Annotated in this window: 11 protein-coding genes and 1 pseudogene; 11 read left to right on the top strand and 1 reads right to left on the bottom strand. The window is 45.3% G+C overall.

Annotation, left to right across the window (positions count from 1 at the left end):
- Positions 1 to 105 precede the first annotated feature (105 nt).
- The gene (locus UNITIG_RS04465; RefSeq protein ID WP_101757306.1) at positions 106 to 1,065 is read right to left on the bottom strand and encodes a YafY family protein; all 960 of its coding nucleotides are present in this window, start codon (positions 1,063 to 1,065) and stop codon (positions 106 to 108) included.
- A gap of 283 nt (positions 1,066 to 1,348) precedes the next feature.
- On the opposite strand from UNITIG_RS04465, the gene UNITIG_RS04460 reads away from it, so the two are divergent.
- The 11 genes and pseudogenes from UNITIG_RS04460 to UNITIG_RS04410 all read left to right on the top strand — a co-directional run bounded on the left by UNITIG_RS04460 (position 1,349) and on the right by UNITIG_RS04410 (position 10,985).
- Complete coding sequence (locus tag UNITIG_RS04460; RefSeq protein WP_101757305.1) at positions 1,349 to 2,215, top strand: phage integrase N-terminal domain-containing protein; 867 nt, start codon at positions 1,349 to 1,351, stop codon at positions 2,213 to 2,215.
- Positions 2,216 to 2,453: 238 nt separating this feature from the next.
- Positions 2,454 to 2,798 carry a hypothetical protein gene (locus UNITIG_RS04455; RefSeq protein WP_200821199.1) on the top strand — a complete coding sequence of 115 codons (345 nt, stop codon included), beginning with the start codon at positions 2,454 to 2,456 and terminating at the stop codon, positions 2,796 to 2,798.
- A 185-nt stretch (positions 2,799 to 2,983) separates the two neighbouring features.
- Positions 2,984 to 3,805, top strand: coding sequence for a hypothetical protein (locus UNITIG_RS04450; RefSeq protein WP_101757303.1), 822 nt, complete (start codon positions 2,984 to 2,986; stop codon positions 3,803 to 3,805).
- Positions 3,802 to 4,632, top strand: coding sequence for a TIGR03759 family integrating conjugative element protein (locus tag UNITIG_RS04445; RefSeq protein WP_101757302.1), 831 nt, complete (start codon positions 3,802 to 3,804; stop codon positions 4,630 to 4,632). The genes UNITIG_RS04450 and UNITIG_RS04445 overlap by 4 nt, the downstream gene beginning before the upstream one ends.
- Complete coding sequence (locus UNITIG_RS04440) at positions 4,629 to 5,165, top strand: lytic transglycosylase domain-containing protein (RefSeq protein ID WP_101757301.1); 537 nt, start codon at positions 4,629 to 4,631, stop codon at positions 5,163 to 5,165. The genes UNITIG_RS04445 and UNITIG_RS04440 overlap by 4 nt, the downstream gene beginning before the upstream one ends.
- Positions 5,165 to 5,659, top strand: coding sequence for a PFL_4695 family integrating conjugative element protein (locus UNITIG_RS04435; protein ID WP_101757300.1), 495 nt, complete (start codon positions 5,165 to 5,167; stop codon positions 5,657 to 5,659). Before UNITIG_RS04440 ends, UNITIG_RS04435 begins: the two co-directional genes overlap by 1 nt.
- Positions 5,656 to 7,710: a type IV conjugative transfer system coupling protein TraD gene (gene traD, locus UNITIG_RS04430; RefSeq protein WP_101757299.1), complete on the top strand. Its 2,055-nt coding sequence runs from the start codon at positions 5,656 to 5,658 to the stop codon at positions 7,708 to 7,710. The genes UNITIG_RS04435 and traD overlap by 4 nt, the downstream gene beginning before the upstream one ends.
- A gap of 17 nt (positions 7,711 to 7,727) precedes the next feature.
- A complete protein-coding gene (locus UNITIG_RS04425; protein ID WP_101757298.1) occupies positions 7,728 to 8,456 on the top strand; it encodes a TIGR03747 family integrating conjugative element membrane protein in 729 nt (242 codons plus the stop codon).
- Between the two features lie 248 nt (positions 8,457 to 8,704).
- Positions 8,705 to 8,989, top strand: a pseudogene (locus UNITIG_RS04420) (type II toxin-antitoxin system RelE/ParE family toxin); the annotation flags it as partial.
- A gap of 2 nt (positions 8,990 to 8,991) precedes the next feature.
- Positions 8,992 to 9,282 (top strand): NadS family protein, encoded by a 291-nt coding sequence (gene nadS / locus UNITIG_RS04415; protein ID WP_101757296.1) that lies wholly within the window; start codon positions 8,992 to 8,994, stop codon positions 9,280 to 9,282.
- Between the two features lie 137 nt (positions 9,283 to 9,419).
- The gene (locus tag UNITIG_RS04410; RefSeq protein WP_159931088.1) at positions 9,420 to 10,985 is read left to right on the top strand and encodes a TIGR04141 family sporadically distributed protein; all 1,566 of its coding nucleotides are present in this window, start codon (positions 9,420 to 9,422) and stop codon (positions 10,983 to 10,985) included.
- Positions 10,986 to 10,997 lie beyond the last annotated feature (12 nt).

Genomic DNA, 10,997 nt, shown 5'->3' with positions numbered 1-10,997 from the left:
TTACCGTCATAATAAATCCCTCCTCATAGGTGCCAACCGATTGGTTAGCAGTGAGCAAAATATACTTGAAGAGATTATCAAAATATGATCTGTATGTATATACAGTTATTTGTAGAGCGCAAGGACAGAGCCCGCGAGCTCTTTGATTTTATCCCTTAACACCGGCGGAGCTTGAACCTCAACTAATCCGCCGAACTTGAGGATGTCTCTGACTAACTCGTTATCTTTATTAAAAGGGAATGATAATAGATACTTGTCACCTTCCCACCAGCTTTTTTGATCTGGGTGCCACTGTTGGTTAGCTACTTCATAAGACACTGGGGGAGAAAAAATAAGTTTGGCCTCATGTTTAGCTTCACCTGAAAAAATACCGTAAGATTGAGCATAATGATTAATCAGATTAGCATGCAATACTTCCTTTGATTTTTTTTTATTCAATTCAACCTTGCTCATGCGGGCTAACATAAATGATCTCAGCTCTTTCCTAAGGTGACACCATGCATCGAGATACCAGTTTTCACGATAATATATTAGCTGCTGCGGGCTTATTTCTCGGTTAGTCTTATTTTGACTGTAGTCGGTATAACTTAAATTCATACGTACTCCAGAAAGCAATGCCTCACTGGCTTTTGTGAATACCTCTGCCTTTGTAAAATGTTTTTCTAATGGAAGCCATTTTATTTTTGATGAGACGGAGGTCAATTCTATTCCTCGTGCCCTCATGAGTTTCTCAACTTGCTTTTCAAAAATATCAAACTCTTTGGTCAGTAGCCCTTCATCTATAGAGTGTATAGCCTGTGCAATGACCACAAGGCTTTGTAATTCTTGGCCGGTCATCCATAAACCTGGTAGTTCGTAATCTTGATCTGATGGAAAATACCGATAGCCATGGTCAGCTCTACTGAATTCAATTGGTGCATTCAGATGGTCTCTCATCGACTCAATAGAGCGTTTTACTGTTTGGGCAGAGCATTCAAGTTCTTTTGATAGATCAGTTAAAGGAACTGGTCTTCTATTACATTTAAATATTCTGTGTAATTGTTGAATTCGATCAAATTTATCCATAAAACCCTCTGGCAAATAAACTGGAAATTGCCGCTAATTGAACCGCACTGATATTATTGAAGAAAAAACTACCTGATTAGTATCTTTCATTGGTCGCTTGCATGACTGTAAACTTGTTACTGCTTTACAAGGGGCTGGTTGTTATATCATGAAGCTTATATTGATAGGAAAATAAATATTGACCTGAAGATCTTTCTTTCCTAGATGGAAGATTAACCCGCGACTCAGACCACCATTTTATCGAGAATAACAGCATGTTTTAATTCTCGACGAGGAGGTGTTGGTGAAAGAACTAAACTATCATCTAAAAACTCTGTGCGAACGTAATCAGGATGGCAGTCGCAGTACGCAAGCTGAACGTTTCCAGTTGTTACAAACGATGGCTAGTCATCTTAATGAGCTAGGTTATCGACGCATGGAGGCTAAATCACTCAAGCCAAAACATGTTGATGCATTAGTGGCTAAATACCTCGATGAGAATCTTGCACCGGGTACGGTCAAGAATCGCCTGGCCGCTTTGCGCTGGTGGGCTGAAAAAATCGGTAAGCAAAACGTCGTTGCTAAAGATAATGCCTTTTACGGGATTGCTTCTCGTGTTTTTGTTACCAATGTGTCGAAAGCGCGCGATCTGGATCTTGAACTGCTCGGAAACATCAGCGACCCCCATTTAAAAATAAGTCTGGAACTACAAAAGGTATTTGGCCTCCGCCGGGAAGAGGCGATTAAATTTAGTCCGGACTACGCAGACCAAAATACATTTATTCGATTGAAATCTACTTGGTGTAAAGGTGGGCGTGCGCGTGAAATTCCTATACGTACGGACGAACAACGCGATGTTCTAAGGCGGGCGCGATTGGTGGCCGGGAAAGGTTCATTGATTCCGTCGCATCTGATGTATGTGCAGCAAATGCGACTCTATGAACGTGAGACGCAAAAAGTAGGCTTATCCAAGCTGCATGGATTGCGTCATCGCTATGCACAAGAACGCTATCTGGAGCTAACTGGCAAACACGCACCGGCCTGTGGTGGTCCAATCCGTAGTGAGTTGAGTGAAGAAGAGCGAGCTAGCGATACGGTGGCTCGTTATGCAATTTCTCAAGAGCTCGGTCATGAGCGAGAGCAAATTACGGCAGTGTATCTCGGGCGTTAAAGTCAGTGTCTGGCCGTTACGCTCAGCGGGCTCTGCCCCTGACGCTAAAACTCCATAACGAATCGCACTGTGGCTATTGCAGTCTCAATAGCAACGAGCAGCTACGCTGCCAACAAATCGGCATGACTTGAAAGCGTTGCCAACAGCAGTTGCTGCGTTAGCCAGTTATGCCACCCTACGGGAGAAATGATTTCCCGTAGGGACATCTTTCTCTTTTTTATTCACGATGAGGAGAAAGATGATGGAGTATTTAGAAATGCGTGGTGCAGTAAAACTCAAAGCGGATGCCGATAAATCTGTCGTGTATTCTGTTCTTGATAAGTTACGAGAAACAGAGTTTGTCGATGCAGGCTATATCGATATACGCATTGAGGAAAACATTCTGAGTATTAGTGCCGAAGGTACAATTTCAGAAAGTTACAGTACCCGAAGATTGTTGGCACGACTTCAGGGCCAGTTGACAGAAACGTCGATGATAGGCGTTTCAAGCGTAAGATGGGAAACTCTCGTGGTACTGAAACACTGGCAGCCAACACTGGCTATGCGATTGGAGGCGGCCGATCAACTGGTCTTTGCCAACTAACGTACTCTATAGCACCCATGATAAAGGCCTGGCTCCCGTCAGACCTTTATCATTTTAACTCTCACCTCAACATGAAAATCACCATTCAATTCTTTCTTTTACCTGTGAATGCTTTTCGCTGCTAATAGCAAACCGCCATCGATAATCTGGTGGCCGTGTTCAATCAACGGAAGAGGGCGTTATTAATGCGAGAGATAGACTTTGGCAAATTGGGCGTGGTCTTAGCGCTAGTGTTATTTCTTTCGCCATGTGCGTTGGCAGGCATAGCAGAAAGCCGTACTTTTGAGAGCCGTTACCTGTCCGTCCAGGTCGGACCGGAGCAAGCGCAAACGGATTTGTTACAAAGCATTATCGAAATACGCATACCTGAAAAAATTACAACAGTAGGGGAAGCGCTGAACTACCTGTTAAGGCCATATGGATTCCAGCTCGATATAAATCCTGATTCGGATGAACAGTACCTCTTGTTGATGTTAGCGCTCCCGGAACCACATCGAGGTTTGGGGCCGATGACGCTAATGGAAGCGGTTACCACGTTAGGTGGACACAGTTTTCAAGCTTTAATCAATCCTGTTAAACGCACGGTGAGGTACCAATTGCGTGAAGGGTTTACTCAATTCGCTACCGATACAGATTCGGAGAAAGCAAAACAGCAGTGGCTAGCACGGAAGGAAGTCGAGTCAGTGTCATCGGAAGAATTGAAGATTATTGCAGTCGAGCAGCAACGTTATGTCCCCGTACTGCGGGGTGATAGTTTAAGTTCCATCGTAAACAATCTTGATCTCAACGGGATGACAACGGATCAATCTCTGGTTCATCTCTTTCGCGCGAATCCTCAGGCGTTTGCCAATCACAATATGAATCATTTACTGGCAGGTGAGATGTTAACGATCCCGCCTGTTGAGATTGAGGCGTTACCCACTGCAGTAGAGTCCAGTCAGTTAGTGGATGAACATTATCGCCTATGGAAGAAACGTTTTTGGCGTCAGGGTGAGGTAGCGCCATGAACAGTCTTCGGATTACACCAAGTATATTGATTTCGATGGTGGCAATCGTCTGCACTGCGAATGCAGATAAGAATGAGGCTTTATCGAGTGTTTCACAAACTCCCGACACTGAAACGCCAGTCAGCCAAACCCTTGAGTTGAAAACTTTAGCAACGCACTGGGGGCTAGAGCAGAGTGAGTATCAACGCTATCTCAGTTTAATGCGTGGTCCGCTAGGCAAGTGGAATCCTGACCTTGATCCATTGTTGGCCCTCGGTATGTTTGCAACATCGATACAGCAAGAGCAACGTTATGCCGAGCTATATGCGCAGCAAGAATTTGATTTAACCGAGCGTGCATTGCAATTTCAGCAAGCCTACCGAGTCGCCTTCGAACGTTTGTACCCCAACACTGCAATGCTAAATCAACCATTACTGGCACCTTACTTTGCACACCAGCAACAGAAATCTGCGACCAGAGACGCTAAACGATTAGCTCAAAAGCGTTTTGCCGACAGTGATCGCCTGCTGCTATTTGTTCCATCGAACTGCCGTCAGTGCTTGCCTACAATCAACCGGTTGGTAAGCCTGTTGTCTGGCACGCAACACAGTGGCGTCGATGTCTATGTACGCGATGCTCAGGACGATGAGGCTGTCAGAGTATGGGCGACGGCACACGGTATCAAAACCATATGGTTCAATAATGAGCAATTAAGTTTGAACCGGGATGAAGGTCTACTGCAAAGACTAATGAATCAATCTACAGGTTCGGCGGCAGATGCGATGCCGATTTTTTTGAAACGTAATGGACGTTTTTTTCAATTGAACAGGGAGAGTTTAGGGCTATGAATTATGGTTTTGCTAAGCCATTGATTGCGGGTGTTACGTTGATGCAGTCGGTCGCTACGGTTGCATTAGACAACGTGCCCGTTGCTTATTGGATTGTCGCCAAGAGCCAACAAGTGCCTGTGGATATTCTTTATGCCGTAGCGTTGACAGAAAGTGGTAAGCCCTATCAGGGCGAACAGATGCCGTGGCCATGGGCGCTAAATATCGATGGCCGGAGTGTCTTTTGTGAATCCCGGCAAGAGGCAGTTCACCGGGTGGCCCAAGCCATCCGGCAAGAGCAGTCGGTCGATATTGGTTTGATGCAGATTAATTGGCGATGGCACCGACAGCGGTTTTCTACTATCGATGATTCATTGGTGCCTATAAAAAATCTTAGCGCCGGTGCCACCATTTTGTATGAGCAGTTTGAACAGACGAATGATTGGTGGGAGGCGGTAGGGCGTTACCATGATCCCGGCCAAGATACGGAATCACTCAACAGCGCACAGCGCTATCGAGAGCGAGTAAAACAGCATTGGCGGGAGTGGTTCTAATGCGAGGGCTAGTCGGACTGCTGTGCCTGTTGTTGTGTTTAGGTGCTCATGCCAGAGAACCACTGACGGTGATTTATGATTCGGTGGATACCTTGCCACTGGAACCCTATTTGCCGAAACCCGTGTTACAAGAAAAATCGCTTATCCAGAAAAAGAAAAACCAGTTGCCTTTCAATTTACCTGTCACCACCCCTTCGATGCAGCCGGGGAAGGCCGCGGTCACTCCTAAAGCATTGCCTTATTTGCAGCGGCCCTTGTTTCTGGTGGGTGCTGATCAGGTATCAAAAGACTGGTTGGTCGAAAGACGCGAACAGCTTATCCATCTCGGTGCTGTCGGCCTGTTGGTTGAGGCAAAGGATCGTCAAGAGGTTGAATCTGTCTTAGCCATTGCCGAAGGATTAAAGCTGGTACCCGCTTCAGCGGAAGGCTTCGCGGCGAAGTTGGGTTTAACCCATTACCCCATTCTGCTATCAAAAGAAGGTTGGGAGCAGTGACAGATCATTACGAAATCGAGGTGTTACTACGTCCTCCTGTCGAATTATCGTCAGCAATAGTGGCGCTGAGTTGTGCGGCAACGGTATTGATGGCACCACGACTCTTAATGATGACGCCGTCTGTTGCATTGTTCAGCGCAGCTTGTCTTGGTGGTCTTGGCTGGTGGCGAGGACGACAAGCGTGGCGCGTGATTCAGTACCAGCGTCACCTTAGACGCAGTCCACGTTATGTCATGTCTTCGTCACAAGTACCCGTGAGTCAATCCGTGTTGTTTTTAGGGCGAGGTTTTCGCTGGAATCAGGCACACACTGAGCGACTCTATGCCGCCCGCGATAAACGGGCTGAGCGTTATCTGCAGTCTGGAAGGATCAAACAATGGGTTCGTCGCAAGGAGATCGAGTGGGAACATGTCCCGCTACTAAAAATGATCATGCGATTAACCGCAACAGATTCCCCTCTGAATCCCGTCCGTCCGCCGCCTGCCATCGGGGGCAATGCCGTCATTCACGGCGTCGGGATCAGAGGGGAAACCAATGCCACCATGCCGCTCAGTGATCGGGTGGGGCATATGGTGGTGATTGCCCGAACGCGCCATGGAAAAACCCGATTGGCCGAGGTATTAACCACTCAGGATATTCGACGCGGTAACAATTGTGTGATTGTGTTAGATCCGAAAGGCGACGCCGACTATTTAAAGCGTATCTATGTTGAGTCCCAAAAAGCAGGGCGTCAATTGATCATCTTTCATTTGGGTTATCCTGAACTGAGCGCCCGCTACAATGCTATTGGCTCCTTTTCACGAATTACAGAAGTCGCCACCCGAATTGCCAGTCAGTTACCTGGTGAGGGTGACGCCAGTGCATTTAAAGAATTTGCCTGGCAGTTTATCAATGTGATTGCGGTGGCGTTAGTGGCCATGGGTCAAACGCCGGATTACCTTAAAATACGGCGCTATATCACCGATATTGATGCACTGTTGATTCTTTATGGCCGACATTGGCTAGCCGAAAATGGCCCCGACGATTGGCAGGATGAGCTAGGCGAATTACAGGACAGCATTAATCTGAAATCACTGCCGCGTATTGATCTGGGTAAAGATCTTGAAGCTGTGGCGATGGTTCGTTATCTCAATGCCCATGTGACCTTTGATCAGGTGTTAGAAGGGCTAATTTCAGCCTTCCGCTACGACCGCGAATACTTCCTAAAAATCACCGTATCCATCAAACCGTTTTTGGAAAAACTGACCACCGGTAATATCGCTTCCATTCTGGCGCCGGATACATCTAACGCTGAAGATCAGCGGCCAGTATTGGAGTGGGCGCAAGCGATACGCTCTAATGCAGTGGTCTATGTGGGTTTAGATGCGCTCACCGACCCTGAAGTGGCCAGCGCCGTAGGCGCATCCATGTTCAGCGATTTAACCAGCTTAGCGGGCCATATTTATAAGCACGGTATAGAGCCAAGCAATACGGGTCACCAAGCCAAACGTCCGCCAGATATAGTAATTCACGGTGATGAGTTTTCTGATTTGATCGGGCCGCAATTTAAAACACTGATCAACAAAAGTGGTGGTGCTGGCTACCAGCTGAACCTGTACACCCAAACCTGGAGCGATCCTATTGCGGAACTGGGCAGTGAGGCCAAAGCGGGGCAGCTGGCTGGTAATATCGGCACCATGCTAATCATGGGTGTGAAAGAAATCGCGACGTGTGAAATGTTCACCAAACAGCTACCGGAAGTGAGCGTCAGCGAAATCATGGCAGTATCAGGTGTCACAGATAATGAAGAGTCCGTTTGCGGTTTTACCTCGAATAATCAAGACCGGATAAGCATCAGTCGTGTGCCGATGATCTCACCTGCGGATATTGTCGCTTTACCCAAAGGTCAGGCTTTCGTCCTGCTTAGAGGCAGTGAACTGTGGAAAATCCGTATCCCCATGCCGTCCAAAACGGATGATCAGGAGCTACCGGACGACTTGGGCGACATGCTCCAGCATATGCGGCGCAGCTATACCTCTGTAGTGGATTGGCCCAGCTACTATGGCCGATAGGCAGGGGTGATAAACCCATGGCCAAGCCACAACAGTACCAGCCCCCCAAAAGAAAAGAGCCCGGTCTTCTCGGTAACTTATTTTCAGCACTGGTTCAGTTGGTGGTTTGGTTAATCATCAGTTTGATGCTGTCGATCATCATCGAGTGGATAGGTATGATCTGGTTCTGGCCAGAGATGGGCAGTGAACACGCCAAAGCGGTACTAGCCACTGATCAAACCTATCTTAACCAGCAGCTGTACGACCAATCCATCCCAATAAAAAATGATGTTGTTGCCACTACTCATCAAGCAGTAACGTGGATAGCCCATCAATCCTGGTTCGAAACTATTATTCAAATGGTACCGAGTGCTTCGGCGGGTACCTTCGCAGTATTTCAGGAATGGGCGCATGACCTCTATCAGCAATACCGTGACTACCTACAAGCATCCACCTATGTCACACAAACTTTTGTCATCCGTTTAGTGCTCATAGTATTTTCACTACCGATCTTCTTGCTAGCAGCACTTGTGGGCGGTGTTGATGGATTAGTCGAGCGAGACCTCAGGCGCTGGGGCGGTGGGCGTGAAAGTAGCAATGTTTTCAATCTGGCGAGAAGATCAATTGTGCCTGCCTTTATCGCGGCCTGTGTGGTCTACATCAGCCTACCAATTGGTGTTAGTCCAGTAATTGTCATTCTGCCCTTTGCCATTCTGCTTGGTTTGGCTGTCCGTATTACATTTGAGCGATTAAAGAAGTATTTCTAATGTGGGCGACTCGATCTGAATAGGGGAAATTCTAAGCACTCAGCGGCTTTTGCTCGTAAGCAATGCTTTTTGTGGCGGGGCTGGTCTTTGAATAGCGTGCTTAGGGAACTAAAGTCTTTGAGTTTATTTGGTTTTTATTGGGTTTAACCTTATTCTTAATATATTCTGCTTTTTTATATACTCCTGGACAGGGTGCGCCAACGGCATATAGCTGATAATAATGGTTAGTAGTAGAAACCACTGTATTTACCAGATTCATTCAGGAATTGATGAGTGATGATGAATATAAGGAGTTGCAGGAAGCTTTGGTGAATCGACCGGACTTAGGCGATCTCATTAAAGGCTCAGGCGGTATTCGAAAAGTTCGTTGGAACTTGGAAGGCACAGGTAAAAGCGGTGGTGTTCGCGCTATCTATTACTGGGTGGTGAACGATGATCATATTCGCATGTTGTATGTTTACCCAAAGGGTAAGCAGGCCAACTTGACGCAGGCTCAGGTTGCGCAGTTAAAAGCCATTGTTGAGGAGTGGTGACTATGAAAAAAGATATGTTCGATGAACTGATGACCAGTGTCCAGGAAATGGATGGTATCGTCAAAGGTAAGAAAAAGGCGTCTCGCAGCTTTGACTTTCCTGAGCCAGAAGTAAAAGTGATTCGTGAACGCTTAGGCGTATCCCAAGATAAATTTGCAATGATTTTAGGGGTTAGCAAACGTACCGTTGAAAATTGGGAGCAAGGTCGTCGTCACCCGACTGGTGCTGCTCGCTCTTTATTACGGATTGTTGAGGCTGATCCAGAGCATGCTTTGCAAGCGTTGAGTGCATAAATTAATAAAAATATTCTAATGACTGTTGTGTGCCCAAAGCGGACATGAAATTTTATAATGATACAATGGATTGATGTGCAAGGGCTCCCAAGGAGGCACTTATCTCAAGCGAAAAATCTAATCGCCTAACCATTTATTTGGCAAAGAATAAGAGTAAGGCAGATAAGGAAATCATTAAGGATATTGATGCTCTTTCTTGTTTCTCAATAAACTTAGATGGTGCTGAGGAAGCTAATTTATATATTAGAAAAGCGGAGCCGCATCCACCATCATGGGCAACCTTATTCGCGGGCCATGTCGACAAGAAGGAAATTGGAAATAGTAGTTCCCCAGGCGCTGTTTTAGTCATCGAACTCAAGCAAGCTAAATTTATGATAACTTTTGGATTGGGGAGGCATTTAATACAGGAAAGCTTAATTCAACGAGATTATGGTTTAAAGGTAGCGCTCAATAGTATTGGTGAAGATAAGCTCAGAAGTATCGATAAAGCATCTCACGAAAGAACCCCCCTTAACTCAAGAACCCAAGCCAGCAAAGGCGTAGATATATTCGAATTAGCTCTGAATACGGAAGTTGACCTTTTAACTGCGATAACAGGCAGCTCAAAGGTTGAAAAGTTTGGTGCGCAGGTTACTGGAAGAGATGCATTAACTCTAAATGTTAAAGAGGGACTGGATGGGTTTTGTGGAATACTTAAAGAAACGCATAAGTTTTATAAAAAAGGCGACTATAAAAAATCATTTGGTTGGGTCGATAATTTCCGCCGAATAAAAGATGATGCGCTTCTAGATAATTTGGACTTGAAGTTGTTAAAGCTGTTAAAAACAAGTCCTATACCTGCTAACTGCTGGTTGGCTGAACCAGAAATTATTGACTGGGAAGCTACTTCATTTTACGTCTTAGAGAAAAAAGGAAAAAGGACGAATTATTATCCAGAGCTAAGGCTAAATAAGCTAATAGAGGTTATTAATAGTAAAAATAATTCATATTTTATTGAAGATATTCGAAAGCACACAATATCTTCAACAGATGATAACTATAATGTTATCAAGTCATGGTCGGCATATAACTGCCTATACGCTGAAATAAATGACAGTGGCAGTTTATATATCCTTCAAAATGGAAGCTGGTTTAATGTTGAAGATGACTTTGTAAATAAAGTAAATTCTGCAATATCAAAAATTGATAATTACACACATAAGCTCCCCATTTATGACCACGATGGTGAGGGCGCATACAATGATTTTGTTGCTACTCATAATTCCTATGTTTTAATGGATAGAAAAAATGTTGTGCATGGCGGAGGAAGAAGCAGTATCGAATATTGCGATCTTATTAAAGATGGAGCGGATTTAATTCATGTGAAACGCGGAACAGCATCAAGCAGTTTAAGTCACCTTTTTGCTCAGGGTGAGGTTTCAGCCGAGCTATTTAGCAGTGATTCGAAGTTCCGTGCAGCGTTAAATAAAAAGCTTCCTACTGAGCTTAAAATTAAGGATGTTAACGCGCGGCCTGATACTGGCGATTATAAAATAGTATATGCAATTGTCTCAGAGAAGGCCGGAGTGCTGACCTTACCTTTCTTCTCGAAGGTAAGGTTGAAAAACGCCTATTACCATGTGAATAACTTGCTGGGATATCAGATGGCTATTTGTAAAATAGATGTTTCAAATAACTATAAAGTTAAGTCCAAAGGGAAGTAAATGGAATATAGT

Origin of the sequence: Oceanicoccus sp. KOV_DT_Chl (assembly GCF_900120175.1) — a bacterium.
Lineage (GTDB): Bacteria > Pseudomonadota > Gammaproteobacteria > Pseudomonadales > Dasaniaceae > Oceanicoccus.
This window is presented reverse-complemented; position numbering and strand designations above follow the sequence as displayed.

Excerpts from the sequence above, each read along its gene's own strand:
- UNITIG_RS04465 (WP_101757306.1), bottom strand. The coding sequence starts at position 1,065 with ATGGATAAATTTGATCGAATTCAACAATTACACAGAATATTTAAATGT.
- UNITIG_RS04455 (WP_200821199.1), top strand. The coding sequence starts at position 2,454 with ATGATGGAGTATTTAGAAATGCGTGGTGCAGTAAAACTCAAAGCGGAT.
- UNITIG_RS04450 (WP_101757303.1), top strand. The coding sequence starts at position 2,984 with ATGCGAGAGATAGACTTTGGCAAATTGGGCGTGGTCTTAGCGCTAGTG.
- UNITIG_RS04445 (WP_101757302.1), top strand. The coding sequence starts at position 3,802 with ATGAACAGTCTTCGGATTACACCAAGTATATTGATTTCGATGGTGGCA.
- UNITIG_RS04440 (WP_101757301.1), top strand. The coding sequence starts at position 4,629 with ATGAATTATGGTTTTGCTAAGCCATTGATTGCGGGTGTTACGTTGATG.
- UNITIG_RS04435 (WP_101757300.1), top strand. The coding sequence starts at position 5,165 with ATGCGAGGGCTAGTCGGACTGCTGTGCCTGTTGTTGTGTTTAGGTGCT.
- UNITIG_RS04425 (WP_101757298.1), top strand. The coding sequence starts at position 7,728 with ATGGCCAAGCCACAACAGTACCAGCCCCCCAAAAGAAAAGAGCCCGGT.
- nadS (WP_101757296.1), top strand. The coding sequence starts at position 8,992 with ATGAAAAAAGATATGTTCGATGAACTGATGACCAGTGTCCAGGAAATG.